The organism is Propionibacterium acidifaciens (genome assembly GCF_003798325.1).
GTDB classification, from domain to species: Bacteria; Actinomycetota; Actinomycetes; order Propionibacteriales; family Propionibacteriaceae; genus Propionibacterium; species Propionibacterium acidifaciens.
The window spans coordinates 2,172,545-2,197,671 of record NZ_CP033719.1 but is presented as its reverse complement, the minus strand read 5'-3'; the positions used below and the strand labels follow the sequence as shown (position 1 = coordinate 2,197,671).

General features: G+C 73.3%; 24 protein-coding genes and 4 tRNA genes. 13 read left to right on the top strand and 15 right to left on the bottom strand.

Going from position 1 to position 25,127, the window contains the following annotated elements; genetic code table 11:
* Position 1: 1 nt before the first annotated feature.
* Together EGX94_RS09280 and EGX94_RS09275 are read left to right on the top strand one after the other, a co-directional pair.
* Positions 2–778, top strand: coding sequence for a demethylmenaquinone methyltransferase (locus EGX94_RS09280; protein ID WP_081707424.1), 777 nt, complete (start codon positions 2–4; stop codon positions 776–778).
* Positions 779–859: 81 nt separating this feature from the next.
* Positions 860–2,632, top strand: coding sequence for a TM0106 family RecB-like putative nuclease (locus tag EGX94_RS09275; RefSeq protein ID WP_123826225.1), 1,773 nt, complete (start codon positions 860–862; stop codon positions 2,630–2,632).
* A 38-nt stretch (positions 2,633–2,670) separates the two neighbouring features.
* On the opposite strand, the gene EGX94_RS09270 is transcribed toward EGX94_RS09275, so the two are convergent.
* Positions 2,671–3,558 (bottom strand): 1,4-dihydroxy-2-naphthoate polyprenyltransferase, encoded by an 888-nt coding sequence (locus tag EGX94_RS09270; protein WP_021797500.1) that lies wholly within the window; start codon positions 3,556–3,558, stop codon positions 2,671–2,673.
* Positions 3,559–3,702: 144 nt separating this feature from the next.
* Here EGX94_RS09270 and EGX94_RS09265 point away from each other — a divergent pair, with 144 nt between their 5' ends.
* Together EGX94_RS09265 and EGX94_RS09260 are read left to right on the top strand one after the other, a co-directional pair.
* A complete protein-coding gene (locus EGX94_RS09265; protein ID WP_021797495.1) occupies positions 3,703–3,945 on the top strand; it encodes a PLD nuclease N-terminal domain-containing protein in 243 nt (80 codons plus the stop codon).
* Between the two features lie 138 nt (positions 3,946–4,083).
* Complete coding sequence (locus tag EGX94_RS09260) at positions 4,084–4,464, top strand: PRC-barrel domain-containing protein (RefSeq protein WP_021797496.1); 381 nt, start codon at positions 4,084–4,086, stop codon at positions 4,462–4,464.
* A gap of 203 nt (positions 4,465–4,667) precedes the next feature.
* On the opposite strand, the gene EGX94_RS09255 is transcribed toward EGX94_RS09260, so the two are convergent.
* Both EGX94_RS09255 and EGX94_RS09250 read right to left on the bottom strand, forming a co-directional pair.
* A complete protein-coding gene (locus EGX94_RS09255; RefSeq protein WP_028706222.1) occupies positions 4,668–5,129 on the bottom strand; it encodes a deoxycytidylate deaminase in 462 nt (153 codons plus the stop codon).
* A gap of 20 nt (positions 5,130–5,149) precedes the next feature.
* Positions 5,150–6,064 carry a cation diffusion facilitator family transporter gene (locus EGX94_RS09250; protein WP_021797499.1) on the bottom strand — a complete coding sequence of 305 codons (915 nt, stop codon included), beginning with the start codon at positions 6,062–6,064 and terminating at the stop codon, positions 5,150–5,152.
* A 233-nt stretch (positions 6,065–6,297) separates the two neighbouring features.
* On the opposite strand from EGX94_RS09250, the gene EGX94_RS09245 reads away from it, so the two are divergent.
* Together EGX94_RS09245 and EGX94_RS09240 are read left to right on the top strand one after the other, a co-directional pair.
* Complete coding sequence (locus EGX94_RS09245; RefSeq protein WP_021797289.1) at positions 6,298–7,806, top strand: patatin-like phospholipase family protein; 1,509 nt, start codon at positions 6,298–6,300, stop codon at positions 7,804–7,806.
* Positions 7,799–8,152 (top strand): hypothetical protein, encoded by a 354-nt coding sequence (locus tag EGX94_RS09240; RefSeq protein WP_021797290.1) that lies wholly within the window; start codon positions 7,799–7,801, stop codon positions 8,150–8,152. Before EGX94_RS09245 ends, EGX94_RS09240 begins: the two co-directional genes overlap by 8 nt.
* A gap of 237 nt (positions 8,153–8,389) precedes the next feature.
* Here EGX94_RS09240 and EGX94_RS09230 read toward each other — a convergent pair whose 3' ends face one another.
* The 3 genes from EGX94_RS09230 to EGX94_RS09220 form a co-directional block, all read right to left on the bottom strand.
* Positions 8,390–9,019, bottom strand: a complete 630-nt coding sequence (locus tag EGX94_RS09230) for a cation transporter (RefSeq protein WP_021797293.1) — start codon at positions 9,017–9,019, stop codon at positions 8,390–8,392.
* A gap of 74 nt (positions 9,020–9,093) precedes the next feature.
* Positions 9,094–10,191: a hypothetical protein gene (locus EGX94_RS09225; RefSeq protein ID WP_021797285.1), complete on the bottom strand. Its 1,098-nt coding sequence runs from the start codon at positions 10,189–10,191 to the stop codon at positions 9,094–9,096.
* A gap of 390 nt (positions 10,192–10,581) precedes the next feature.
* A tRNA-Lys gene (locus tag EGX94_RS09220) sits at positions 10,582–10,654 on the bottom strand.
* A gap of 432 nt (positions 10,655–11,086) precedes the next feature.
* On the opposite strand from EGX94_RS09220, the gene EGX94_RS13480 reads away from it, so the two are divergent.
* The 4 genes from EGX94_RS13480 (at position 11,087) to EGX94_RS09190 (ending at position 13,163) form a co-directional block, all read left to right on the top strand.
* Complete coding sequence (locus EGX94_RS13480; RefSeq protein ID WP_021797291.1) at positions 11,087–12,697, top strand: SH3 domain-containing protein; 1,611 nt, start codon at positions 11,087–11,089, stop codon at positions 12,695–12,697.
* 74 nt (positions 12,698–12,771) lie between these two features.
* Positions 12,772–12,844 (top strand) — tRNA-Glu (locus tag EGX94_RS13220).
* A gap of 157 nt (positions 12,845–13,001) precedes the next feature.
* Positions 13,002–13,075, top strand: a tRNA-Asp gene (locus EGX94_RS09195).
* 14 nt (positions 13,076–13,089) lie between these two features.
* A tRNA-Phe gene (locus EGX94_RS09190) sits at positions 13,090–13,163 on the top strand.
* Positions 13,164–13,184: 21 nt separating this feature from the next.
* Here the strand turns inward: EGX94_RS09190 and EGX94_RS09185 are convergent.
* The 6 genes from EGX94_RS09185 to EGX94_RS09160 form a co-directional block, all read right to left on the bottom strand.
* Positions 13,185–14,228: an alpha/beta hydrolase gene (locus EGX94_RS09185; RefSeq protein ID WP_021797295.1), complete on the bottom strand. Its 1,044-nt coding sequence runs from the start codon at positions 14,226–14,228 to the stop codon at positions 13,185–13,187.
* A 17-nt stretch (positions 14,229–14,245) separates the two neighbouring features.
* Positions 14,246–14,446 (bottom strand): DUF3073 domain-containing protein, encoded by a 201-nt coding sequence (locus EGX94_RS09180; protein ID WP_028706226.1) that lies wholly within the window; start codon positions 14,444–14,446, stop codon positions 14,246–14,248.
* A gap of 157 nt (positions 14,447–14,603) precedes the next feature.
* Complete coding sequence (purM, locus tag EGX94_RS09175; protein ID WP_021797292.1) at positions 14,604–15,662, bottom strand: phosphoribosylformylglycinamidine cyclo-ligase; 1,059 nt, start codon at positions 15,660–15,662, stop codon at positions 14,604–14,606.
* Positions 15,659–17,188, bottom strand: coding sequence for an amidophosphoribosyltransferase (gene purF / locus EGX94_RS09170; RefSeq protein ID WP_021797286.1), 1,530 nt, complete (start codon positions 17,186–17,188; stop codon positions 15,659–15,661). The genes purM and purF overlap by 4 nt, the downstream gene beginning before the upstream one ends.
* A gap of 50 nt (positions 17,189–17,238) precedes the next feature.
* A complete protein-coding gene (locus EGX94_RS09165; RefSeq protein ID WP_021797294.1) occupies positions 17,239–17,967 on the bottom strand; it encodes a hypothetical protein in 729 nt (242 codons plus the stop codon).
* Between the two features lie 90 nt (positions 17,968–18,057).
* Positions 18,058–19,392, bottom strand: a complete 1,335-nt coding sequence (locus EGX94_RS09160; RefSeq protein WP_021797288.1) for an NAD(P)/FAD-dependent oxidoreductase — start codon at positions 19,390–19,392, stop codon at positions 18,058–18,060.
* 275 nt (positions 19,393–19,667) lie between these two features.
* On the opposite strand from EGX94_RS09160, the gene EGX94_RS09155 reads away from it, so the two are divergent.
* The 3 genes from EGX94_RS09155 to EGX94_RS09145 all read left to right on the top strand — a co-directional run bounded on the left by EGX94_RS09155 (position 19,668) and on the right by EGX94_RS09145 (position 22,122).
* Positions 19,668–19,937, top strand: a complete 270-nt coding sequence (locus tag EGX94_RS09155; RefSeq protein ID WP_021798202.1) for an ACT domain-containing protein — start codon at positions 19,668–19,670, stop codon at positions 19,935–19,937.
* 3 nt (positions 19,938–19,940) lie between these two features.
* Positions 19,941–21,290, top strand: coding sequence for a PFL family protein (locus EGX94_RS09150; protein ID WP_021798205.1), 1,350 nt, complete (start codon positions 19,941–19,943; stop codon positions 21,288–21,290).
* A gap of 208 nt (positions 21,291–21,498) precedes the next feature.
* Positions 21,499–22,122, top strand: a complete 624-nt coding sequence (locus EGX94_RS09145) for an AAA family ATPase (protein WP_021798193.1) — start codon at positions 21,499–21,501, stop codon at positions 22,120–22,122.
* Positions 22,123–22,134: 12 nt separating this feature from the next.
* Here the strand turns inward: EGX94_RS09145 and EGX94_RS09140 are convergent, their stop codons facing one another.
* The 3 genes from EGX94_RS09140 to EGX94_RS09130 all read right to left on the bottom strand — a co-directional run bounded on the left by EGX94_RS09140 (position 22,135) and on the right by EGX94_RS09130 (position 25,116).
* Entirely contained in the window at positions 22,135–23,802 is a 1,668-nt protein-coding gene (locus EGX94_RS09140) for a formate--tetrahydrofolate ligase (protein WP_021798199.1), read from the bottom strand.
* On the bottom strand, positions 23,799–24,749 hold the full coding sequence (locus EGX94_RS09135) for a hypothetical protein (protein ID WP_021798187.1): 951 nt from the start codon (positions 24,747–24,749) through the stop codon (positions 23,799–23,801). Before EGX94_RS09135 ends, EGX94_RS09140 begins: the two co-directional genes overlap by 4 nt.
* 64 nt (positions 24,750–24,813) lie before the next feature.
* The gene (locus EGX94_RS09130; protein ID WP_021798183.1) at positions 24,814–25,116 is read right to left on the bottom strand and encodes a DnaJ family domain-containing protein; all 303 of its coding nucleotides are present in this window, start codon (positions 25,114–25,116) and stop codon (positions 24,814–24,816) included.
* Positions 25,117–25,127: the final 11 nt, after the last annotated feature.

The following is a 25,127-nucleotide window of genomic DNA, read 5'->3' as shown; positions in this document are numbered from 1 at the left end:
CATGCCGGTGCCCGGCTGCCGCGCCCCGGGGCGCGGGCGGGCGTCCGGGGCGCGCACCGCCGCGGCCTGCCACAATGGGGTCGTGGCACGCAGAGCGGATCTTGACAGGCATCGCGACGAGGTCGCCGGCATGTTCGACGAGACGGCCCCCAAGTACGACCTCATGAACGACGTGATGAGCCTGGGGCGGGACCGCTCCTGGCGCCGCGAGGTCGTGCGGGCCCTCGCGATCCGCCCCGGCGAGCGGGTCCTCGACCTGGCCGCCGGAACGGGCACCTCGTCCGCGCCGCTCGCCGCCGCCGGCGCGGCGGTCTACCCCACCGACCTGTCGATGGGCATGCTGCGCACCGGCAAGCGCCGCCGCCCCGAGCTCGCATTCGTCCGCGGCGACGCCACGCGACTGCCCTACCGCGACGGGGTCTTCGACGCCGCGACGATCAGCTTCGGCCTGCGCAACGTCGAGGACGCCCTCGGCGCCCTGCGCGAGCTGCGCCGCGTCACCCGCCCCGGCGGACGGCTCGTCATCTGCGAGTTCAGCCGCCCCACCCGGCCGCCCTTCCGCTGGGCCTACCAGAGGGTCTATCTGCCGCATGTCATGCCGCGCATGGGCCGGGCGAGCGCCAACCCGATGTCCTACGACTACCTGGCCGAGACGATCCTCGCCTGGCACGACCAGCCGCACCTGGCCGCGCTCATGGAACGGGCCGGATGGGACCGCGTCGAATGGCGCGACCTCACCGGCGGCATCGTCGCCCTGCACCGCGGACGGGCGAGCTGACCGATGGGCGGATCGGCCCGCCTCCACGCGCGGCGCGCGCGGACGGCCCCGGCACCGCCCCGCGACATCGAGACCCCCGCCGTGCCCGACGTCACGGGCCTGGTCCTGCTCGACGCCGACGCCGCGGTGAGCTGCCCGGTGCGGACCCACAACCGCTTCGACCCGGCCGTCCCCGATCCCGGGCCCGGCGCCGCCGGCCAGGACGGGCGGCCGGCCGACGAACCGACCGCGGCGCGCCGGGCCACCGAGGCCTTCCGCGGGCGCGTCCTCGACGCGCTGGCCGCCATGCCCCGGGCCGTCGACCTGCGCGGGCTCGAGCACGACTGGCCCGGCCGCTTCCAGGCGACCGCGCGGGCCGTGGCGGCCGGGAGGCGCGTCATCATCGGCCCCGCCCTGCCACCCGACGCGGCCGGCGGGCGGATCGGGGAGCCCGACGCGCTCGTCCTCGGCGAGCCCGCCGCCGGCGGCGGCCACGGCTACGACCCCGTCCTCGTCGTCCGTCACCAAGTGCTCGAACCGGCCTCGTCGGCACGAGATCAGCGCGCGAGCTCCCTGGCCCGCGGCCTGCGCCTGGTCCGGGTGCGCGGCACGGCCGTGCGCCCGAGCCGCGAGCACGACCTGCTGCGCCTGGCTCACCACAGGCGCGTCCTCGAGTCCGCCGGCTGGGCCGGCGGCGGGGCCGCGTACGGCGGCCTCATCGGCACCGACCGCATCGGCTACGAGCGAGGCGTCGCCACGGTGCGCCGCTCCCCCCGACGGCAGGCGCCCCCGAACCGCCAGCTCGTCCTCGTCTGGGCCGACCTCGAGGCGAAGCGCCTGCGTGCCGAGGCCCGCACGGCCGGCCGCGGCTGGCGCGCCCACTCGGCGCTGGAACGCTACGACCACGAGTTCGGCTTCCGACGCCGGATCGCCGTCGAGGCCGCCGCCCGCACGCCGTCCCCGCGCGTACGGCCCATCGTCACGGCCGAGTGCCAGGGGTGCCCGTGGTGGTCGTGCTGCCGCCCGCAGCTGGCCGACGACGACCTGAGCCTGTGCATCGACAAGGCCCGCCCCAGCGCCAGGGAGATCGGTCTCCTGCGCGCCATGGGCGTGTGGACGGTCGGCGACCTGGCCGGGCGCGACGTCGACGAGCTCCTCGCGGCACTAACCCCTCAGGTGGCTCGCCCCGACGAGACGGCCCGGCGGGTGCGGCTGGCCGCGCGCCGGGCCCGCATGCTCAGGGACGGGCGCACGGTGGAGCGCACGACGAGCGGCCCGCTGCGGCTGCCGCCGCCCGGCTACGCGATCGATCTCGACATCGAGACGAGCGCCGACGACACGGTCTACCTGTGGGGATTCCTCGTGGACGATCCCGACGAGCCCGCCGGGCCCCGCTACGTCCCCTTCGCCCGGTTCGCCGAGCTGGACCGCACCGGCGAGCGGGAACTCGCGCGCGAGGCGCTCTGCTGGCTCGACGAGCGGCTCGCGGCCCACCCCGGGGCGAGGGTCTACCACTACTCCGACTACGAGGTCATCCACATCCGGCGCATCGCCAGAACGAGCGACGACCCGCTCCTGACCGGGTTCGCGCGCTCCCGGTGCCGGTCGAACTTCTCCGACCTGTTCGGCGTCGTGCGCGCCAACTTCTTCGGCGTGCACGGACTGGGCCTCAAGTGCATCGCCCACGACGGCGCCGGGTTCAGCTGGCGCGACGGGCAGGCGGGCGGCCTCAACTCGCAGAGCTGGTTCGACGAGGCCGTCCACGCCGACGAGCCGGAGCGCCGCCGTGCGGCGGCCCGACGCGTCCTGGAGTACAACGAGGACGACGTGCGCGCCACCCGCGCCCTGCGCGCCTGGCTGCGCGCCCTCGAGTGAGGGCGCGGCGGTACGGGAACGCGGCGGGGCAGCGCCGTTCAGGCCGTCAGCCGCGCGACGGCCACGCCGGCCAGCAGGCCGAGCGAGAGGACGAGCTCGCCCATGCTCGTCGAGCGCAGGGTGGACACGAGGCGCAGCCCGACGGCTCCGCCCAGGATCGTGCGGGCCGCCGGCACGAGCAGCGCCACCCCGAGCAGGCCCAGCAGTGCCCACCACGTGCTCAGCGCGGCGACGAGGACGCAGCAGACGGCGACGGCGACGACCAGCCCCGCGTAGAGCAGGCGACTGGCCCGGTCGCCCAGGCGCGTCTCGAGGGTGCGCTTCCCGGCGGCGGTGTCGCTGGCGATGTCGCGCAGGTTGTTCGTCACGAGCACCCCGTCCGCGGTCAGGCCCATGGCCACCGCCGCGACCCAGCCGGCGGCGCTCACGCGCCCGCAGAGCAGGTAATCGGTCCCGGCCGTGGCGACGAGACCGAAGAAGATGAGGACGAAGACCTCCCCCAGGCCCAAGTAGCCGTAGGGGTGCCGGCCGCCGGTGTAGAACCAGGCGGCGAGGACGCAGGCGACGCCGACGGCCAGCAGCCACCAGTGCCCTGTTGCGGCGACGGCGGCCAGGCCCGCCAGCCCCGAGACGCCGAAGCAGCAGAAGGCGGCGGCGCGCACCCGGCCGGGGGCGGCGGCCCCTGAGCCGACGAGGCGCTGCGGTCCGACGCGGTGGTCGTCGGTGCCGCGGACGCCGTCCGAGTAGTCGTTGGCGAAGTTGACGCCGATGACCAGCCCGAGCGCGACGACCAGGCACAGGCCGACGACGAGGAGGGGCGCCCGCCCCTGCCACCAGCCGATCGCCGTCCCGGCCAGGACCGGTGAGATCGCGGTGGGCAGGGTGCGCATGCGCGCCCCCTCGATCCATTCTGCAGCGCTGGCCATTGGGTCCCCTCGTCGATCGGGGCGCCGCCGGGCCCGCCGTCGCGGCGGGGACGCCCACCGCCCGATCCTGCCACGCGATCCCGCCGCCCCGGCGCCCCGTCCGGCGGCCGTGCCGCCGCGGCGGCACGGCCGTAGACTGGAGCCATGGCACGACTCCTGCCGGCGCTGGTCCTGCTGGCGCTGACCATCTACGCGATCGTCGACCTGGCCCAGAGCCGGGACGAGGACGTGCCGTTCATGCCCAAGTGGCTGTGGCTGTTCGTGGTGATCTTCATCCCCGCGGTCGGCCCCCTGCTGTGGATCATCGTCGGCTACGGCGTCCGCCGCGCCAGGCCGCCCCGCGAGGTGCCGCCGGACGACAACGAGGACTGGCTGCGCCGCCACTGAGGGCGCCCGTGACGGCCCGGTACCCGGAGGAATCACTGATACGGGTCCCCGAGGACGCATCCGGCATGACATCGGCGCCCGCGGTGGCATAGCGTGAGCGGGTCACTGGCGCAGACCGCCTCGGCGGAAAGGAGGCTCATGACGGACGACAACTACGACGACCTGTACAACTCGGACGTCGTCGACCGCGATGGGAGGAGGATCGGCGGCGTCGGGCAGGTCTACCTGGACGACCGGACCGGCCGGCCCACCTGGGTGACCGTCAAGACCGGCCTGTTCGGGACGAAGGAGAACTTCGTGCCGCTGTTCCGGGCCGAGGTGGACGACGGCCAGATCCAGGTGCCCTACGCCGAGGCCACCGTCAAGAACGCCCCGACCGTCGACCCCGACCGCCACCTCGACTCCGACGAGGAGGCCGACCTGTACAAGTACTACGGCATCTCCGCCGTGCGCCCGTCCGGGACGGACGAGAACGACTCCTCCGACGACGCGGACGCCGGGCAGGACCAGGACGGCTGATCCGCCCCTCCGCCGGTCGCCCGAACCGCCCGGGTCCCGCGGACGACCTCCACGCGGAGACGACCTCGTGAGAGGGGACCCGCTCGTGGAGGGGCCGCCGGAGCGGGAGGCCCCGACCGCGCCTCGCGGCCGCACGGGCGCGGAGGAGGTCCACGGCCGTGCGGCAGACGGCCGGCCCCTCCCCGCGACCGGGCGGCGGCGCCTCAGCCGAAGTCGACGAGCCCGTCCTCATCCATCGAGCCGGTGGGCCACACGGCCCGCACGATGCCGGCCGCGGCGAGCGCCTTGCGGCAACCCGGGCACGGCTGGTCGGTGACGTAGGCCGTGGCGCCCTTCGTGTCGCGCGTGCTGAACAGCAGCGCGTTGACCTCGGCATGGATGGCGATGCAGAAGCCGGGCGCCCCGGGCCGGTCGTAGTCGCCCAGACCGGGCACCTCGTCGTATCCGAGACGCCCGCGCGGGCACGCGCCCTCGAGGCAGTCGGGGCGCCCGGGCGCGGCGCCGTTGTAGCCGGTGGCGATGATCCGGTGGTCGGGGCCCACGAGCACGGCGCCGACCCGCCGGCGCGTGCACTTGGCGCGCGCCGAGACGGCCTCGGCGATGCCCAGGAAGTAGTCGTCCCAGCCCGGAACGGGAATCGTCCGCCCACCCCTCGTCGTCGCCATGCCCACCAGCGTACGGCCCCTCAGATCTCGATGTCCTCGTAGGACCGCGCGTCGTGCAGCGGCTCCGTGTGCACGGTGACGCGCAGGTCCGGCTCGATCTCGCGCAGCTCATCGACGATGTCCTCGGCGAGGTCGTGACCGGCCTTGACGCTCCACTCGTCGGGCACGAGCAGGTGGAACTCCATGAAGCGCCGGTTCCCACTCTCGCGGGTGCGCACCGCGTGGAAGTCGACCTCCTCGCCGCGGTGGGTCTCGAGCACGCCCATGAGACGGGCCTCGAGCTCGGCGGGCAGGGCGATGTCCATGAGACCGTCGACCGAGCTGCGCACCAGCCCGATGCCGATGCGCACGATGTTCGCGCCGGCGACGATCGCGACGATCGGGTCGAGAAGGGGCCGGCCGGTGAGCGCGACGAGACCCACCCCCGCGAGCACGGCCACCGAGGTGACGACGTCGGTCATGAGGTGCCTCCCGTCGGCGGACAGGGTCGCCGAGCGCATCTGCGCACCGCGGCGGATGAGCAGCAGGCCGACGGCGCCGTTGACCAGGGCGGCGACGGCGCTGATGGCCAGGCCGATGCCGAGCTGCTCGGGCATCCGCGGGTGGACCAGCCGCCCGACCGCCTCCCAGATGATGAGGATCGCGGCGACCAGCACCATGGCGCCCTCGACGGCGGCCGAGAAGTACTCCGCCTTGGAATGCCCGAAGCGGTGGTTGTCGTCCGGCGGTCGGATCGAGATCTTCAGCATGACGAGGGCGAGGACGGCAGCCACCAGGTTGACGACCGACTCGAGGGCGTCGGACAGCAGCGAGACCGAACCGGTGAGCGCAGCGGCCCCGCCCTTGAGCACGATGGTCACCGCCGCAGCGGCGATGGAGAGCCAGGCGTAACGGCTCAGATCGACGGGCGGAGAGTAACGCGGTCCGTTCGGCATGGCTCCAGTATGATCGGCCGAATCCGCCCGTGCACCCAAGCAAGTCCTCACTGCCCTCGGGTTCTTCCCCGTCCACAAGGGAGGACGTCTGATGCGCAGGCATTGCGGATCGGCGCCCCCCGGCCGCACGCCGGGCGGGCCCTGCGCACGGGCGCCCCATGCCGGCCCCGGCCCGACGGGCCGCGCGGCCCGTCGGGCCGGGGCCCCGCGACGGTGCCGGTTAGGCTGTCCGCATGCCACGTCCAGCATGGTCCGGTCTGCGGCCCCTCCTCGGCCGCGGGCACTCCCGGGAGGACCCGGAGGAGGTCCAGGGCCTGGTCATGGCGGGCGGAGGGGCCAGGGCGAGCTTCCAGACCGGCGCGCTGCGCCATCCGTACGAGCGAGAGCGCATCGCACCTGCGGTCATCACGGCCGCCTCGTCCGGTTCGATCCTCGGCGCGCTGCTCGCCCAGTTCGAGGATCCGGCCGAGCAGGAGGCCGCGCTGCGCCGCGTCGAGGACCTGTGGCCGTCGATGCGGACGAACGCCGACATGTTCACCGAGCGCTCGTGGTTCTCGCGCCCGCTCGCCCACCAGCACGTCCTCGAGACCCTGCGCGAGGCCGAGGAGCGCACGGTCGAGCGCACCCGCCGGTCCCACACCCGGCGCCGGGCCTCCTGGCGCACCGACGACGCCGAGGACGAGGACGCCCCGGCCGCCGGAGACGAGCGCCCGGCCCCGCAGGAGCGCACCCCGGCGCTCGCCATGGCCGAGGCCCCCGTCGAGCCGCTGGAGTTCAACGCCGACCTCGTCCACCAGCTCATGGTCGGGCTGCCCCGCTTCGGGCGCATCGGCTCGGACCCGACCGCCGCGTTCCGCGGCCTGGAGAGCAACCGCTCGCTGTACCGCCCCGGGCCCCTGCTGGAGCGCCTGCTGAGCCGCGACTTCTTCCACTCGGAGCCGGTGGGCTCCTCCGGCGTCGCCCCCCGCTGCGCCTTCGTCGGCCTCGACAGCGGAGAGCCGCGCTCCATGCGCGAGGACGGCCGGATCGTCGACCGCGACGATCGGCCCCTGGACGGTCCGGGGTTCGACGTGGCGATGGGCACGCCGGCGTCCTGCTCGGTCCCGGGCGTCTTCGAGCCGGTCGAGATGAACGGCGAGTGGTACGTCGACGGCGGCATCCGCGAGAACGTCCCGGTCGAGGCGGCGATCAAGAACCTCGGCGTCACGAGGCCCTGTGCGATCATCTCGTCCCCGCCCGGCGCGGCCCCGAACCCGGGCGCCGGCAGGGGCGGCGTCCTGTCGATCCTGTTCCGCGTCGAGTCGATCCGCGCGGACGAGTCCGAGCGCGACGAGATCGCCTACGCCCGGGCGGCGGGCGCCACCGTCATCGAGCCGGAGATCCTCGTCCACGACGCCATGACGATCGATCCGGGCCTGCTGTCCATCAACCGCGACTACGGCCGGATCCGGGCCGCCGAGGCGGTCGGGGAGGCCCCCTGCGAGGTGCAGGGCGTCCACCGCGAGATGATCCGCACCCGGCTGAGGGCCTGGCGCCTCGGGAAGGCCCTCCTGGAGACCGATCCGCACGCCCTCGACGCGGGCCCCGACGCGACCCGCGGGCTGCCGGACGAGCTGATCGGGACGAAGCGGGCGCTGCGCGCCATGGTCGAGCGCGACGACGGGGGCTGCCTGCCGGCCGGGCACGACGACTGGTGGTCGCGCTTCGAGCGCCACCGGCGCCCCGGGGGCGCGCATGTCTGAGCAGCAGCACCGGGCCGACGGGCCGGCCCCCGAGCACGCCCTGGTCGGCGCGCGGGTCATGGACTCCACCGGCAGGCTCCTCGGCCACGCCCTGCGGATCCTGCGCGACGCCCGCACCGACTCCCTGGCCTTCGTGAGCGTGCGCGACGGCGTGCTGAGCGGGCGCCGCCACCTCATTCCGCTGGCCGCCGCCGAGATCGGCTACGAGCGCATCGACGTGCCCTACCCCCGCTCCCTCGTGATGAGCTCGCCGCGCCTCGAGACGGGACACCGCGTCCTGCCCGAGGACGAGGCCGCTGTCTGCGCCCACTACGGCCTGCCGGGCCCGACGCCCTGGATCGCTTGATGGGCCAGCCCGGGCTCCTCGATTGCGACGCGGCGGGCCCCGCGCCGGCGCGTGCCGAGCCGTGGCGTCCCCGCGCACGGCACCGGCGGTCGAGGCCGATGAGCCGTCCCGGCAGGATCGGCCCCGGCCGGCGACCCCGCCGAGCAGCGGACCCCGCCGGCCCCGGCCGCGTACGCTTCCCCGAGCAGAGCATCCACCGCCCGCGCCCCCGGGGGCGCGGGCGGGAGCGGCAGCGGATCAGTCGTCCCCGGGTCGGGGAGTCTCGGCCCGGGCCTGCTCGTAGACCTCGCCGGCGGCGCGCAGGTTGATCGCGCCCGCGGCGACGCCGATGACGACGTCGGGCCAGATCGAGGGTCGGGCCGCCGTCACCAGGCCCGCGACGAGGATGAGCGCATCGGCCAGCACGTCGTTGCGCGCCGCGAGCCAGGCGCCGCGCACGAGGGACCCGCCCTCGGTGCGCCGGGCGACGAGCAGCAGCGCGCAGAGCAGGTTGAGGGCGAGCGCGGCACCGGCCGTGAGCGACAGTCGAAAGGGCTCGGGGGGCTCGCCCGAGACGAGCTTCCACGCGGCCGTCGTGAGGGCCGCGACGGCGGGGATGAGGATGAGACCGGCGAGCCAGACGCTCGCCCGGCGACGCCCTCGCACGGACCAGCCCAGCGCCGCGACGACGAGCCCGTTGATGAGGAAGTCCTCGCAGAAGTCGGCCGCATCGGCGAACAGCGCGACCGAACCGGCCAGGACCGCCATGATGATCTCGCCGATCATCCCCAGCAGGTTGAGGAGCGCGACGACCGCCACGACCCGCCGCAGCGCCGTGCCGGGCCCGTCGTCGCCGTGGAGGTCCTCGTGATCGTCACCGGTGGCCACGGCACCCCATCATGCCGCGGGGCACCGGTCCCCGGCCCGCCGTCCGCGCCCCGGACGGGGCCCGGGGGCACGGCTCACCAGCAGCGCCAGGACCAGTAGCCGGGGTGCCAGCCCCACCAGTCGTAGTAGGGCTGGTTGACCCAGACCCAACCGCAGTTCCCACCGCCGTACGGCCAGTTCCGGTGGGAGTCCTCCTCGTCGTCGTCGTCATCATCGTCGTCGTCGGACTCATGGTGCGAGCCGTGGGAGCCGGAGCCGTCCGAGGTGGTGGGTCCGCCGCCCGAGCCCGGATTGTCCAGCTTCGAGCCGCCCCCACCGTTGTCGGCGGCCCCGCCGAAGTTGGAGCCCCCGGAGCCGCCGGTGGGGTTCCCGGGGTTGTTCTCCTCGGGTGCGGGCGTGCCGCCGGTGGGCTGATCGGGCTTGGACTCCTGGGTCTGCGCCTGCTGCTCGGCGGCCTGCTCCGAGGCGATGCCGGCGGCCTTGGCCGTGTCGTCCTTCTTGGTGCTCAGCTCGATCCTCTTGGCCCCCATCGCCTTCGTCGACTCGTCGACGGGCGCCGGATCATTGCTGCCGGCGGCCTGCTCGCGGGCGTCGGCAGCCGCGTCGAGCAGGGCGGTGGCCTCGTCGATCTCGGTCCGCAGCTCACTGCGCACCCCGTCGTCGGGCAGCTGCCCGGCAGAGCCGTCGTAGACGCTCTGGGCGGCCTGGATCACGGCCGAGAGCTCGTCCGCCGCCTTCGCATTGTTGTACGACGAGATCGACACCGTGAGATGGAGGGTGTCGGTGACCAGGGCGTCCCTCTTCGTGCCCAGCTCGGCCGTGGCGTTTCTGAGGGCCTCGAGCTGGCCCCGGTCGGTGCAGGTGAGGTCCATGCGCACCTGACGATCGGCGCCGGCGACCGCGTCGACGAGCGCGGAGGCGCCCTCGCTGTCCTTGTAGCCGGACGTGTCGTCGGCGCTGCGCAGGACCGGCTCGGTGGCGGTGACCGCGCTCACGTAGTCGTCGACGGCCTGGTCGGCCGAGCTCACCGCCGCCGCGCAGTCGTTCCGCAGCTCGGTGTTGTGGCGGTGCACACCGAAGACGGTGCCGAAGGCCGCCAGCAGGAGCGCGCAGACGGCAGTGCCGACGATGGCACGCCGGGGGTGCCTCGTCCTCTCTGCCCTGCCTGTCATATGGCTCTTTCGTTCGCCTTCACCGGATCGTCGGCCGGACGGCGGCCGCCGTCCGGCCCCGACTCGTGCAAGCACTGTGCTGGGGTGCGCGGACCGTGTGATGTCCTCAGGCTCAGAGCCCGTTATGGGACGGGCCCGAGCAATCACACAGCTCCCGCGGGAAACCTGAAACGTGAGCCCGCGACGGTCCGAGCGATGCGCGCAGCACCGTCGGGGCCCGGGGTCCTGCGTCTCCAGGTGTCCCGCAGCTGCAGCCACGGGACGAGAACCTCGGGGGTGCCCGCCTTGGAACAGACCGCAGCCGCTTCAGTTTATCGCGCGATGTGACACCCTGTCCAAGATCCGCGTTCGGGATCCGGACGCCAGACCCCTCCGGCTTCGTCCGATCGGTGCCCCCACGGGGGCTCGAACCCCGGACCCAAGGATTAAAAGTCCCTTGCTCTGCCAGCTGAGCTATGGAGGCGGCACCATCTTAGCCGCTCGGACCCCGTCGGCACCGCGCCCGGCGACGGGTCGGGGACGGGCCGCGGAACGGGCGCGAAGACTCAACCTCAACCTCGGCTTGAGCCTGTGCGTCGGCGGCGGCCCCGTGCTCCCCCGGCCTGCCCGCAGCCGCCCCACTGGCCCCTGCCGGCACCCTGGATCACCTAGCCAGTGGCGGCTCCACGGGCCTCGTGAAACCCAGACGGTACGCCGCGCCCGCCCGGGGGCCGGCCGGCCCGGAAGTCTCAACCGGTGCTTCAGCCGTCTTGTGGGCCGGGACGGGGCCCGCCTAAGTTCCTTCCAGCCCTGGGGCTCCGGCGTGGCGGCACGCGTCGCCGGGGAAGACGCCACGCCCCGGGGCACGGACCATCGAACATCATGCGGCTCGGGAAGGCCGCGGGAAGGACCAGCAGTGAACAACCCCTTCGCGAAAACGGCGCGCATCGCCGTGACCTCGTCGCTGGTGGCTGCCAGTCTGGCCACCGCCGGGCTCGTCCTGAGCCCGCAGGCGCAGGCCGACTACTCAGACCTGTCCGCGACGACCGACGTGAACGTGCGCACCTCTCCGGACACGAACGGCGAGGTCGTGGCGGTGCTCTCCGCCGGCGACACCGTCACCCAGCGCGGCGCCGAGCAGGACGGCTGGCTGCCGATCATCTACAACGGCACGAACGCCTGGGTCCAGGCCCAGTACGTGTCGAGCACGACCGTCATCACGAGCGGCACCGCCGTCGGCACCGCCACAACGACCGCCGACGCCTACGTCCGCTCCGACGCCGACCCGACGAGCTGGATCATGGGCACTCTGACCCAGGGCACCACCGTCTCGATCACCGGCGACCCGAACGGCGACTGGACGCCGGTCAACTACTACGGCAGGGCGGGCTGGGTCGCCACGACCCTCCTGTCGGACGCCGGCGACGACTCGACCGCCACGATCACCAGCGCCGTCTCGCAGGACTACCTGTGGGTGCGTACCGGCACGAGCACCGCCTTCACCTCGATCGGCATGCTCTACCCGGGCGACGAGGTCGCCGTGACCGGCGCCCCGTTCGCCGGCTGGGTGCCCGTGAGCTTCAACGGCCAGGACGCCTGGGTGGCGGCGAACTACTCGCGCTACGTCTCCGATCCCGCGACCATCGCGCTCGTCGCCAGCACGACCTCCACCGAGAACGCCGAGGAGCCGGCCCGGACCCCCGAGACCGAGCCCGCCCCCGAGGCCGAGCAGACCGCGCAGGCCCCGGCCGAGGAGCCGGCCCGGACCCCCGAGACCGAGCCCGCCCCCGAGGCCGAGCAGACCGCGCAGCCCCAGGCCGAGGAGCCGGCCCGGACCCCCGAGACCGAGCAGACCGCGCAGCCCCAGGAGGCCGCGGACGACTCCCAGGAGGAGGCCCCCGCGACGACGACGAAGTGGGTCTCCGACGACGTCAACGTCCGCACCGGGCCCGGCACCGACTACGAGGTCGTCGACATTCTGGACCAGGGGGACACCATCGAGGCCACCGGCGTCACCAACGGCGACTGGACCGAGATCATCCTCGACGGCGTTTCCCGCTGGGTGAACAGCGCCTTCGTCTCCGACACCGAGGTCGCCCCCGGTGACGAGGAGGAGGCCGACGACGAGGACGGCGGGAACTCCCCGCAGCCGGTGACCGTCGCCTACGACAGCGCCACGGCGGCCCGGACCGCGATCGACTTCGCCTACTCCAAGCTCGGCGGCCCCTACGTGTGGGGCGGCACCGGCCCTGTCGGCTACGACTGCTCGGGGCTCATGCAGGCCGCGTACGCCGCGGCCGGCGTCTCGCTCCCGCGCACGACCTGGGACCAGGTGAACTCCGGTGCACCGGTCTCCTCGACCGATGACCTGCAGCCCGGTGACCTGGTGTTCTACTACGACGACGGCCACGTCGGCATGTACGTCGGCGACGGTCTCGTGCTCAACGCCCAGAACGAGGACACCGGCATCGTCGTCTCGGGCCTGTACGACATGGCCCCGATCTCCGCCATGGTCCGCGTCGTCTGAGCGCGGGCCCCAGCGGCTCGGGCGTTGGCGGACTTCCGTCCCGGACGCCCGAGCCGCTACCATGTTCGTCGCGAGTCCCCATCGTCTAGCGGCCCAGGACCCCACCCTTTCAAGGTGGTAACACGGATTCGAATTCCGTTGGGGATACGCCCGCCGGGGCGGCGCCGACCGGTGCCGCCCCGGCGCACCGCTCCCGTCGGGCCGCTCCGCCCGATCGTCGCGCGGGGTGCACGGGCGGTTTTGCTTTCCCCCGGAAGCACGCTATTGTTGTGGAGCCCGCTCGCGCGGGTGACAAGTGAATCGAGGCCCTGTGGCGCAGTTGGTCAGCGCGCCGCCCTGTCACGGCGGAGGTCGTGGGTTCAAGTCCCATCAGGGTCGCTTCTCCTGATCAAGGCCAGGTAGCTCAGTCGGTAGCAGCGTACGCCTGAAAAGTGTAAGGTCGGCGGTTCGACCCCGCCCCTGGCCACCCCGCGGGGACCGCAGCGGCTCAGCCCCGGCTCCCCGTCCTCCGCCCGTCCCGGTCGGTGCGCAGCGTCTCGCGGTACTCCTCGATGAGGCCGGCCGGGCGCACCCTCGCATCGATCCAGCGGGCCATCTCGTCGAAGACCCGGCGTCGTACCGGCTCGCGCGAGAGCACGAGGTCGTGGACTCCCCCGGCGAACCGGCGGATCGTCACCAGCCGCCCCAGGTGCACCGCAGCCGCGCAGATGCGCTCGACGTCGAGCACGAGGTCAGCCCCGCGCATGCTCTCGTCCCAGGTGCGCGAGAAGTCGCTCCGGGCGCTCGTCATGACGAGGACCGGGGTGTCGATGCCCAGGCCGGCGCCGGCGCGGTCCTGGCCGGCCAGGACCGCCCTGCCCCAGCCCCAGCGGTGGACGAAGGCCCCGGTGTTGGACTTGAGGTCGAGATCCCAGTCCCACTCGCCGTCCTCGTCGGCGCGCAGGCTGCGGCGGTAGAGGCCCGTGTCGACGACGGCGCCGAGCTCGGCCAGCGGGTTGACGACGGAGATGGCCGCGGCGACCGGCGAGAGCACGCGCCACAGCGCCGGCGAGCCCTGCATGTCGAGCCACGGCGAGTTGAGGATGACCCCCGCCAGCAGTCCCGGGCGCCGGGACGCCCACAGCGCGCCGGTGAGTCCCCCGGCGGAATGGCCGAGAAAGGTGAGGGGCACCCCCGGATGGTCCTCGCGGATGCACGCGACGGCGTGGTCCAGCTCGGACTCGTAGTGGCTCAGGTCCGTGATGAAGCCGGCGTACAGGCCCGGGACGAGGTTGCGCCCGTAGCGGCGCAGCTCGACGGCGTAGAAGTCGAAGCCCTGCGCGTCGAACCAGTCGGCCAGGTGGGTCTGGAAGAAGTAGTCGTTCCAGCCGTGCAGGTAGAGCACCGCGCGCTCGTGGCGCGGCGGATTCCTCCGGACGAGAGTCCCGGTGAGGGGGGCGCCGGGTTCGCCCTCGGCCGGCCGCGCGCCGGGGATCGCCCAGCTCAGCGACTCGTAGCCCGCCAGCAGCGGATCGGCGGCCCAGCGGCTCATCTCGCAGTCCCGACGGCTCAGTCGGAGTCGACGTCCCGCTCGTACTCCGCGGCGAGATCCGCGTAGTTGTCGGGGATCCCCTCGCCGGGATCCTCGTCGTCGTGGTGCTGCTTGCTGCGGAGCTCCCGCTCCAACGAGGCGAAGTCGGTCTCGACCGAACGGTACTTCAGATCCCTGGCCACCTTGGTCTGCTTCGCCTTTTGCCGGCCGCGCCCCATATGGGTCGACCCCCTCGCTTAGTCCCTCGCGGCTGTGCCGCGGCATGATGAACAACTCTCGTGGGCCCCAGGCTACCCAATAGTTCGGGTCGTCACCAATCACCGCCCATCTCGAACGCGGCGGGCGGTTGGTGTCCGGACAAGCGGTTGAGGCGGGTCAGGCCCGCGGATGCCCCCCGACCAGCTCGACGGCCGCGGGCCCGGGGCGGGCCTCGACGCGACCGCAGACCCAGGCGTCCAGGCCGAGGCCGCCCAGCACGCGCCGGGCCTCGTCCACCTGGTCGGCGGGCAGGAGGGCGACCATGCCGACGCCCATGTTGAGGGTCTCCTCGATGTCCTCCTCGCCGATGCGGCCGACGGACCGGACGAGCTCGAAGACAGGCCCGGGGCGCCACGTGGCGCGGTCGACGGTGACGAGCATCCCGTCGGGGACGACGCGGACGAGGTTGTTCGCCAGACCGCCGCCGGTGATGTGGCTCATCGCGTGCACCGTGACGGTCCGCAGCAGCGTCATGACCTCGCCGGCGTAGACATGGGTGGGTTCCAGGAGCTCCAGGCCCAGACTGCGGCCGAACTCGGGGATCTCCCGGTCCAGCGCCAGTCCCGCGTCCTCGAGCAGGACGCGCCGCACGAGCGAGTAGCCGTTGGAGTGCAGGCCCGAGCTGGCCATGGCCAGGGCGACGTCGCCGTCGCGCACCCGGTCGGGGCCGAGCAGCTCGTCCGCCTCGACGACGCCGGTCGTGGCGCCGGCGATGTCGTACTCGTCGGCGCCCATGAGCCCCGGGTGCTCGGCGGTCTCGCCGCCGAGCAGCGCGCAGCCGGCCGCCACGCAGGCGTCGGCGACGCCCTTGACGATGGCGGCGATGCGTTCGGGCACGACATGGCCGCAGGCGATGTAATCGGTGAGGAAGAGGGGTTCGGCGCCGCACACCACGAGGTCGTCGACGAGCATGCCCACCAGGTCCCAGCCGATGGTGTCGTGGACGTCGAGCGCCCGGGCCAGCGCCACCTTGGTGCCCACGCCGTCGGTGCTCGTGGCGAGCAGCGGATGGCGGTACCGGGCCAGGGCGGAGGCGTCGAACAGGCCGGCGAAGCCCCCGATGCCGCCGAGGACCTCGGGGCGCCGGGTGCGCGCGACATGGCTCCTCATGAGCTCGACGGCCTCGTCACCGGCATGGATGTCGACGCCCGCGCGGGCGTAGGCGGACTGACTCATGCCTCATCCTCGTCCCTGTCGAATTCGGCGTCGCCGTGACCGGCGCAGGCGGCGGGGGCCTCCTCGGCGTGCAGACCCATCTCGACGGCGGCGCCGTGGGGCACCGGGATCGGGTACTCGCCGTCGAAACAGGCCCGGCACAGCTTCTCCTTGGGCACGTGGGTGGCCCGGATGAGGCCCCCGAGGCTGATGTAGCCGAGGGAGTCGGCCCCGATCGAGCGGCGGATCTCGTCCACCGACAGGCCCGGCGCGATGAGCTGGGCGCGGGTGGCGAAGTCGAGACCGTAGAAGCAGGGCCATTCCAGCGGAGGCGACGAGATGCGCACGTGCACCTGCGCGGCGCCGGCCTCGCGCAGCATGCGCACGAGCTGGCGCTGGGTGTTGCCCCGCACGATCGAGTCGTCGACGACGACCAGCCGGCGGCCCTCGATGACGTCGCGCAACGGGTTCAGCTTGAGCCGGATGCCCATGTTGCGCAGGGACTGGGTCGGCTGGATGAAGGTGCGCCCGACGTAGGAGTTCTTCACCAGGCCGTTGCCGAAGGGGATGCCGGAGGCGGCGGCGAAGCCGATCGCCCCGGGGATGCCCGACTCGGGGACGGGGATGACGAGGTCGGCGTCGGCCGGTGACTCCTCGGCCAGGATCTTGCCGACCTTGACGCGGACGTTGTGGATGCGGCGCCCGGAGATGACCGTGTCGGGGCGCGCCACGTAGACGTACTCGAACAGGCAGCCCTTGGGGCGGGCCGGGGCGAAGCGCGCCGAGTGCAGGCCCGACTCGTCGATGCGGATCATCTCGCCGGGCTCGACCTCGCGGACGAAGGTGCCGCCCACGATGTCGAGGGCGGCGGTCTCGGAGGCGACGACCCAGCCGGTCTCCAGGCGGCCGAGCACGAGGGGCCGCACGCCCTGGGGGTCGCGCGCCGCGAAGAGCGTGCTCTCGGTCATGAACACGAGGCTGAAGGCGCCGACCAGGCGCGGCAGCAGGCGCGCGGCGACGTCCTCGAGGGGCGCGTCGTCGAGGGACATGAGCGCGCTCACGAGGTGGGTGTCGTTGCTGGAGTCCATATCCCTCTTGTGCGGCACCCCGCCGGCCGCCCCCTCGCCGCGGCTGAGGGCCAGCAGGTCCTCGAGCTCGTCGGTGTTCGTGAGGTTGCCGTTGTGGGCCAGCGCGAGCGAGCCGCGGGGCGTCGAGGCGAAGGTGGGCTGGGCGTTCCGCCAGACGCTCGAACCGGTCGTCGAGTAGCGCGTGTGGCCGATCGCCACGTGGCCGGTCAGGGAGCTCAGGATGGCCTCGTCGAAGACCTGGCTGACCAGGCCCATGTCCTTGAAGACCATGATCCGCGAGCCGTCGGAGACCGCGATGCCCGCCGACTCCTGGCCGCGGTGCTGGAGGGCGAACAGGCCGTAGTAGGTGAGCCTCGCGACGTCCTCACCCGGCGCGAAGACGCCGAAGACGCCGCACTCGTCCCGCGGTCGGTCGTTGTCGCGTCGTGGGGTCAGCTGGTCGTCCGGGCGAAGAACCACGGGCTCAGCCTAGCGTGACGGCGCGGCGACCCGGTCCGCCACGACCATGATCAGCGCAGGTAGACGACGGCGTTGTTGCCGCCGGTGCAGCTGGTGACCGAGCCAGCGGCCACGACGCAGGACATCGTGTAGTCGCGGTTCGTCACAGGGCTGGTCGCCGTGACCTGGACGGTGCCGCTCGTGGCTCCGGCCGACCGGAAGGCGGTCTCGACGTTCAGCGCGAACTGGCAGGAGGTGGACGCGTTGACGGCCACCGTGTCGCTGCACCGGGTGGCGCCGTCGGGGAAGGCGGCCTGGGACGGCGAGGCGCTCGGGCTCGGGGACGGGGCCGTCGAGGCGGGGGCGCTGCTCGCCGGGGCGGACGCCCTCCCCGACGAGGAGCCCGAGCGGCCGCCCGCGATGACCAGGCCGAGCACGGAGGCCAGGACGAGCAGGTGGACGAGCCAGCCGAGCAGGAAGGCGGTCCAGTAGCGGCCGGACGGCAGGCCGGCCTCGCGGGCCCGGTGGGCCGCCCCGGAGGCGGGGGCCGCGCCGAAGACGCCGAAGAGGAGCGAGATGATCGCGGTGAGGCGCCTGCTCGGCGGCCTCGTCGCCTCGGGAACCACCGGGATCGACGGGCTCGTGGGCCAGTCGGCCTCGTCGTCGCGGGGCCGGGTCCCGTAGCGGTCCGCGGCGCCCCGTCCTGCGGGGCCGTGGGGGGCGCCGAAGCGCTGCTCGTCGTAGCCGTAGTCGGAGGGCCGAAGCGGGACGCGCGGCCGTGGATCGGGACCAGTCGTCATGCTGGCTCCCCCCTTCCGGCGACCGGGGCGCGCCCGGCCCGCCGGGCGCCTGGGGATCAAGTGTACCCAGGGCCCGTCCGGGCCCCCGGTTCAGCCTTCGGCGGCCGGGCCGGCCCCTCCCGGGTCCCCGCCCTCGTCGACGATGTCGCCGATGATGCCCGAGGCCTGCCGGCTGAAGGTCAGGTAGCGGGCGGCGAGGTTGATCATCGACTGAAGGCGGTTGCGCCCGCCCAGCAGGAAGTACAGGTGGAGGCCGACCCAGGCGAGCCAGGCGACGAAGCCGGTGACGTCGATCCTCAGGCCGTGGAAGCGGGCCATCTGGACGACGGCCGCGTTGCGCCCGATGGTCGCCATCGTGCCCTTGTCGCGGTACGAGAAGCTTCTCGTGCGCCGCCCCGCCTCGAGGTCGAGGATCTGCTCGGCGGCCCAGACGCCCTCCTGCATGGCGGGCTGGGCGAGCTGCGGCAGCGGGTTGCCCTCGATGAGGGCGCCGTCGCCGACGGCGAAGACCCGGTCCTGGCCCTTGGCCCGCAGGTCGGGGCCGACGAGGATGCGGCCCCCGCGGCCGAGCTCCAGGCCCCAGTCCATGACGTCCTCGTGGGCGCCGACGCCGGCGGCCCAGATGACCATGTCGGCGGGCAGCGTGGAGCCGTCCCTGAGCAGGACGGAGCCCTCGCGGACCTCGGCGATCGCCGTGGTGGTGCGCACGTCGACGCCGCGCCTGTGCAGCTGCCGGCGGGTGTAGTGGCGCAGCCTGGCGTCGAACGGCATGAGCAGGTGCTCGGCCATCTCGACGAGGGTGACATGGACGCGGTCGACCGACACATCGGGGAAGATCGCCGGGATGCCGATGGACTTCATCTCGGCGAGGGTGCCGGCCATCTCGACACCGGTGGGGCCGCCGCCGACGACGACGACGTCGAAGTTCCTCCCCCGGTCGGTGTCGAGGGCCTCGAGGTTCGACAGGATGACGTCGCGGGTGCGCACCGAATCGGTGCGGGTGTAGATGGTGTACGAGTGCTCCTGTGCCCCGGGGGTGCCGAAGAAGTTCGCGCCGACGCCCTGGGCGAGGATGAGGTAGTCGTAGTCGATCGGGCCGCCGTTGTCGCACTCGACGCGACGGGCCTCCAGGTCGACACCGGTGACCCGGGCGCGCCGGAACCGGCAGTTCGGCGTCCGCGCGGCGAAGGAGCGCAGCCGGTAGGTGACGTCACCGGGATTGAGGCCGCCGGTGGCCACCTGGTAGAGCAGCGGCTGGAAGCAGGTGTAGGGGTTCTTGTCGACGATGACGACGCGGGCGCCGGCCCTGCCGAGCACGCGGGCGGCGTTGGTGCCGCCGAAGCCCCCGCCGATGATGACGACGCGCGGGCCCGGGCCGGGGCCGGACGCGGCGTCGGGCCTGCGGAGAACGGACGGGATGTTCATCGGATGGGGACCCTCCTTGTCGGGATCGTGCTGTCGGCGGGGCCCGTCGTCCGCCGGGCCCGTCGAGGGGCCGGCAGGCGGGTGGGACCCGCGTCGGTCGATCATCCCACCGTGCGCCGACGCCGGGAACCGCACGGTCGGGCCGTTCACGCTCGGCGGAGCCGCCCGCCGCCCCGGGGCCGTCGCCGCCGACGCGACGGCCCGGACGAGCGGACCGGGACGCGCGGGCCCGGCCGTGGCGGAACCCGGGCGCCGCGCGTCGATAGGGTTGGCCCATGATTGCGATCCTCACCGTGACGGGCCTCGACCACACGGGCATCGTGGCCGCCGTGAGCACGCGGCTGGCGGAGCTCGACGTCAACCTGTGCAACATCTCGCAGACGATCATGGGCGAGTACTTCACGATGATCGCCCAGTGCGAGTTCGACGAGCGGGCCCATCCGATCGAGTCGCTCCAGAGCGATCTGCGGGCCGTCGGCGAGGAGCAGCAGGTGGTCGTCCGCCTGCAGTCCGAGGCCATCTTCCGCGCGATGCACGAGCTCTGAGCCATGGACACCGCACACGAGATCCTCGAGACCATCGCGATGATCGAGGAGTACCGCCTCGACATCCGCACGGTGACGATGGGCATCGGCCTGCTCGACTGCGCCGACCCCGATCCCGACGTCGCCTGCGCACGGATCCGCGAGCGCATCGTCTCGCGGGCCGGCCGGCTCGTGCCCGTCGCCGAGGGCATCGAGGCCGAGCTCGGCATCCCGATCATCAACAGGCGCATCTCCGTGACGCCGATCTCGCTCGTCGCCGGCGCCAGCCGCACCGAGGACTACACCTGCTTCGCCCGGGCGCTCGACGACGCGGCCCACGAGGTCGGCGTCGACTTCCTCGGCGGCTTCACCGCCCTGGCGCAGAAGTCGCGCAGCACGGCCGACCGCCGCCTCATGGACTCGCTGCCCGAGGCCCTGGCCACCACCGACGTGGTCTGCTCCTCGGTGAACATCGGCTCGTCCAGGGCGGGCATCAACATGAGCGCGGTGGCCCGCATGGGCGAGGTCGTCCGCGAGCTCGCCGACCGCACCGCCGGCCGGGGCTGCGCCAAGCTCGTCGTCTTCTGCAACGCCGTCGGCGACAACCCCTTCATGGCGGGCGCCTTCCACGGCGTCGAGGAGGGCGATGCGTGCATCAACGTGGGCGTCTCGGGGCCCGGGGTCGTCAAGCGCGCCCTCGACAAGGTCCCGGACGCGAGCTTCGGGGGCATGGCGGAGACCATCAAGAAGGCCGCCTTCAAGATCACCCGGATGGGCCAGCTCGTCGGGACGATGGCCGCCGAGCGCCTGGGCGTGCCGTTCGGGATCGTCGACCTCTCGCTGGCCCCCACGGCGGCCGTCGGCGACTCGGTGGCCGAGATCCTCGAGACGATGGGGGTCGGCGCCGTCGGCGGCCACGGCACCACCGCCGCGCTGGCGCTGCTCAACGACGCCGTGAAGAAGGGCGGCCTCATGGCCTGCTCGCACGTCGGCGGTCTGTCCGGCTCGTTCATCCCGGTCAGCGAGGACGCCGGCATGATCCGCGCCGTCACCGAGGGCGCGCTGGGCCTCGACAAGCTCGAGGCGATGACCTCGATCTGCTCGGTCGGGCTCGACATGATCGCCATCCCCGGCGACACCCCGGCGACGACGATCGCCGCGATGATCGCCGACGAGGCGGCCATCGGCATGATGAACAACAAGACGACCGCCGTGCGCGTCGTCCCCGTCCCCGGGGCCCGGGTCGGCGACGACATCGACTTCGGCGGCCTGCTCGGGCACGCCCCGGTCATGGCCGTCCACCGGTCCGACACCGGAGCGCTCATCAACCGGGGGGGCAGGCTGCCGGCGCCCGTGCACAGCTTCCGCAGCTGACCGCGCCGCTGGAGAGGCCTCGGGCGCCCGGCGCCCCGCGCCGGCACCGGCTCGTCGGTGAAGAGTTCAAGTGAGGGAGGCTGAGAAGCCTGCCGAGCAGGGCGGGGAGGGCAACCGGCACCGGCTCGTCGGCGAAGAGTTCAAGTGACGGTGCAGAGTTGTCGGCCCGCATTTCCACTCCGCGCCGAACCGCTGGCAGGATCGTGGCATGCTCATCGCGATGTCCGGGCTTCAGGCCACGGGAAAGACCCACGTCTCCGCGGAACTGGCGTCCCGGATGAATGCGATGCGCATCGGCGTCCCCGGCATCGAGTCCGCCATGGTGGCGGCCGGCCTGTGGCGCAACCAGGCCACCGCCCTCGCCGCCTGCCTGTCGGCCCAGTCGGTCGCCCGCGAGAACCTCGCGGCGGGCCACGACGTCATCATCGACGCAGCGAACTACACGAGGGCGAGCCGCCAGCTGTGGACCGACCTGGCCGAGGAGACCGGCGTCGACCTCCTGTTCCTCATCACCGTCTGCTCCGACCCGGCGGTGCACCACGAACGCGTCCGGGCCCGTCGCAACGGCATCCCCGGTGTCAGCCGGATCACCTGGGACGACGTGACCGACCGCAACGCCCACACCGAGATGTGGGGCACCGAGCCGCGCGTGGCCCTCGACACGGCCCGCCCGGTCGACTTCGACCACGTCATCTCGCTGGTGCGCAGTTTCGGCGGGGAGTCCGAGCCGATGCGCACCGCGCCGCGCTACCAGCCGGCCCGCCGCGCCGCCGAGGAGCCCGATGAGGAGCCCGCCGAGCCGGTGAGCGGCTTCGCCCTGCGCTCCTCGTGAAGGGCGCGCCGCTCACGACAGGCCGGTGATCCGGCCGTCGGCGTCGATGTCCATGTCGAGCGCCGCCGGCCTGCTGGGCAGGCCGGGCATCGTGAGGACGTCCCCGGTGAGGCCGACGACGAAACCGGCGCCGGCGCGCACGCTCAGCTCCCGCACGGTGATCGTGAAGCCGCGGGGTGCGCCGAGGAGCCCGGGGTCGTCGCTGAACGAGTACTGCGTCTTGGCGAGGCAGACCGGCAGCTCATCGAAGCCCTGGGCGCTCAGCCGCTCGAGCTGGCGCTGCGCCATTGAGGAGAAGGTCACGCCGTCGGCGCGGTAGATCTCGCGGGCGACCGTCTCGATCTTGCCGCGCAGGCTCGACTCCGCATCGTAGATCGGGGTGAACTCACCGGGCTGCTCGCACAGCTCGACGACGGCCCGGGCCAGTTCGACGCCGCCCGCCCCGCCGTCGGCGAAGACGGTCGAGCCGACGGCCCGCACGCCCAGCTCGGCGCAGCGCTCGCGCACGAGGTCGAGCTCGGCGGCCGTGTCGGTGGGGAACTCGTTGACCGCCACGACGACCGGGACTCCGAACTTGGCGAGGTTGTCGAGGTGCTGCTCCAGGTTGACCATGCCGGCGTCGAGGGCGCCGAGGTCCTCGGCGTCCAGCGCGGCGCCCTGCACTCCCCCGTTGAACTCGAGGGCGCGGACGGTGGCCACGAGCACGATGGCGTCGGGGACGAGGCCCGCGCTCGGGCAGACGATGTCGAGGAACTTCTCGGCGCCCAGGTCCGCCCCGAAGCCGGCCTCGGTGATCGTGTAGTCGGCCAGCTTGAGGCCCATCCGCAGGGCCAGGACCGAGTTGCAGCCGTGGGCGATGTTGGCGAAGGGGCCGCCGTGGATGATCGCCGGGGTGTTCTCCGTGGTCTGCACGAGGTTCGGCTTGACGGCGTCCTTGAGGAGCAGGGCCAGGGCCCCGGTGACGCCGAGCCGGTCGACCGTGACCGGCTCCCCGTCGCGGGTGTAGGCGGGGATGATGCGCCCCAGCCGGGCCTTCAGGTCGTCGAAGCCGCTCGCCAGGCACAGGACCGCCATGATCTCGCTGGCGACGGTGATGTCGTAGCCGCTCTGGCGGGGGACGCCGTCGACGCGCCGCCCCAGGCCGACGACGACGTTGCGCAGGGCGCGGTCGTTCACGTCGACGACGCGGCGCAGGACCACGCGCTGCGGGTCGATGTCCAGGGGGTTGCCCTGGTGGATCGAGTTGTCGACGATGGCCGCCAGCAGATTGTGCGCGGCGCCGATGGCGTGCATGTCGCCGGTGAAGTGCAGGTTGATGTCCTCCATCGGCAGCACCTGGGCGCGGCCGCCGCCGGCGGCGCCGCCCTTCAGGCCGAAGCAGGGGCCCATCGAGGGTTCGCGGAGGGTCGTGACGGCCCTCCTGCCGATCCGGTTGAGCGCCATGGACAGGCCGACGTTGGTCGTCGTCTTGCCCTCGCCCGCGGGCGTGGGGTTGATGGCGGTGACCAGGACGAGCCGGCCGTCGGGGCGCCCCGACAGCCGGTCGAGCAGCCCCAGCGAGAGCTTGGCCTTGTCGCGGCCGTAGGGCTCGTACTCGTCCGCCTCGATGCCCAGGGACTGCGCGATGGCGGAGATGGGCTCCAGTCTCGTCCCCCGGGCGATCTGGGCGTCGGTCCTCATGCCTGCTCCTCTCCGGCGCGAGACGCCTGGTCGATCATCCCGGCCCGCTGGAGCGCCGCCGCGAAGGGGCCCTCGACGCGAATGCCGAGCTCGCTGTCGGCGACCGGACCCGTGATCCGCTGCACACCGCCGTCGGCGTCGATGAAGTACAGGTGCGGCGACAGGGCGCGCGGCGCCGAGGCGTACTGGGCCCGGGCGAAGCGCAGCATGCCGTTGAGGGCGGGGACCATGCCTGCGCCGCGGATGGCGTGGACGAGCAGGAGGCCCTGGTGGGGCGCTGCGACGACGATCCCCACGTCACCACGGTGGGCCGCCGGGACCACCGCGTCGAGGACGCCGAGGCGGCCGGCCGCGTAGGGGTCGTCGGCGCCGATGGCGACGACCACCGAGTCGGGCCGCTCGTGGTCGACGATGATGGCCTCCTGCTCGAAGCGCACCCGGGCGAGATTGCGCCGGCCGAGCTCGACGAGACCCGCGAGACCGCCCAGGGGCCTCGTCCGCTCGCCCTCGCCGAAGAGCTTCTCGACGCTCGTGGGGCGGTCGACGGCCGGGACGAGGACGATGCCGGGCAGCACCTCGGTGAGCGCCGGGGCGAGCGGCCCGGGCAGCGCCTCGCGGGGCTGGCAGGACAGGAAGACGGTCGAGGGGTCGATGGGGCCGGCCGCCCCGTCGCGGTCGGTGATCGAGTCGAAGAAGGCGCCGACGACCTGCGGCCAGCGCTCGGGCGGTTCGGCGCGCACGATGCGCGAGAGGTTGTCGAGACCGTAGTTGGTGCCGTCCTCGGCGATGAGGACGCCGTCCCCGTCGTAGACGGCCCGGACCCCGTGGCCGGCGAGGGCGTCGGCGCACAGGTCGATGAACTCGTCGTAGCGGCTCGGGCTCATCCAGCCCGCCCACTCGGGCGCCGCCCCGTCCGGGCTCCCGGGCCCGCCGGCGCGCTCACTCATGCGGATCATCCTCCCGTCCATTCGAGCTGGTCCACGCGTCCGCTCGGCGACTCCCCGGGTGCGCTCACTCATGCGGATCATCATCCTGCCCATGGCCGTCGGAGCGCTCGCCGTCGCGCGCGGGGCGCTCCCGGCGCAGCGCCCGCAGCGCGCGCAGCCCCTCGGGCAGGACGCCGGACAGGTCCTCCCGCTCGAGGCGCTCGACGATCCAGGGCTTCTCGTCGCCGGGCCGGCCCAGGGGCAGCGGTCGACCGGCGTACGGATTGTCGTCGAACTCGCCGCGCTCGATGGCCTCGCGGACGAGTCGTTCGGGGTAGCTCTCGAAGCGCGGCGCGCCGGTCCTCCCGTTCTCGCGTCCGGCATCCATGACAGCGAACG

Bases quoted from the DNA above. Each gene is read 5' to 3' on its own strand.
- EGX94_RS09135 (WP_021798187.1), bottom strand. From the start codon at position 24,749: ATGAGTGAGCGCGCCGGCGGGCCCGGGAGCCCGGACGGGGCGGCGCCC.
- EGX94_RS09255 (WP_028706222.1), bottom strand. From the start codon at position 5,129: ATGGCGACGACGAGGGGTGGGCGGACGATTCCCGTTCCGGGCTGGGAC.
- EGX94_RS09270 (WP_021797500.1), bottom strand. From the start codon at position 3,558: ATGGCCAGCGCTGCAGAATGGATCGAGGGGGCGCGCATGCGCACCCTG.
- purM (WP_021797292.1), bottom strand. From the start codon at position 15,662: ATGAGTCAGTCCGCCTACGCCCGCGCGGGCGTCGACATCCATGCCGGT.
- EGX94_RS09245 (WP_021797289.1), top strand. From the start codon at position 6,298: ATGCCACGTCCAGCATGGTCCGGTCTGCGGCCCCTCCTCGGCCGCGGG.
- EGX94_RS09240 (WP_021797290.1), top strand. From the start codon at position 7,799: ATGTCTGAGCAGCAGCACCGGGCCGACGGGCCGGCCCCCGAGCACGCC.
- EGX94_RS09260 (WP_021797496.1), top strand. From the start codon at position 4,084: ATGACGGACGACAACTACGACGACCTGTACAACTCGGACGTCGTCGAC.
- EGX94_RS09145 (WP_021798193.1), top strand. From the start codon at position 21,499: ATGCTCATCGCGATGTCCGGGCTTCAGGCCACGGGAAAGACCCACGTC.
- EGX94_RS09130 (WP_021798183.1), bottom strand. From the start codon at position 25,116: ATGGATGCCGGACGCGAGAACGGGAGGACCGGCGCGCCGCGCTTCGAG.
- EGX94_RS09155 (WP_021798202.1), top strand. From the start codon at position 19,668: ATGATTGCGATCCTCACCGTGACGGGCCTCGACCACACGGGCATCGTG.
- EGX94_RS09150 (WP_021798205.1), top strand. From the start codon at position 19,941: ATGGACACCGCACACGAGATCCTCGAGACCATCGCGATGATCGAGGAG.
- EGX94_RS09185 (WP_021797295.1), bottom strand. From the start codon at position 14,228: ATGAGCCGCTGGGCCGCCGATCCGCTGCTGGCGGGCTACGAGTCGCTG.
- EGX94_RS09180 (WP_028706226.1), bottom strand. From the start codon at position 14,446: ATGGGGCGCGGCCGGCAAAAGGCGAAGCAGACCAAGGTGGCCAGGGAT.
- EGX94_RS09280 (WP_081707424.1), top strand. From the start codon at position 2: ATGCCGGTGCCCGGCTGCCGCGCCCCGGGGCGCGGGCGGGCGTCCGGG.
- EGX94_RS09265 (WP_021797495.1), top strand. From the start codon at position 3,703: ATGGCACGACTCCTGCCGGCGCTGGTCCTGCTGGCGCTGACCATCTAC.
- EGX94_RS09225 (WP_021797285.1), bottom strand. From the start codon at position 10,191: ATGACAGGCAGGGCAGAGAGGACGAGGCACCCCCGGCGTGCCATCGTC.
- EGX94_RS09250 (WP_021797499.1), bottom strand. From the start codon at position 6,064: ATGCCGAACGGACCGCGTTACTCTCCGCCCGTCGATCTGAGCCGTTAC.
- EGX94_RS09140 (WP_021798199.1), bottom strand. From the start codon at position 23,802: ATGAGGACCGACGCCCAGATCGCCCGGGGGACGAGACTGGAGCCCATC.
- EGX94_RS09165 (WP_021797294.1), bottom strand. From the start codon at position 17,967: ATGACGACTGGTCCCGATCCACGGCCGCGCGTCCCGCTTCGGCCCTCC.
- EGX94_RS09160 (WP_021797288.1), bottom strand. From the start codon at position 19,392: ATGAACATCCCGTCCGTTCTCCGCAGGCCCGACGCCGCGTCCGGCCCC.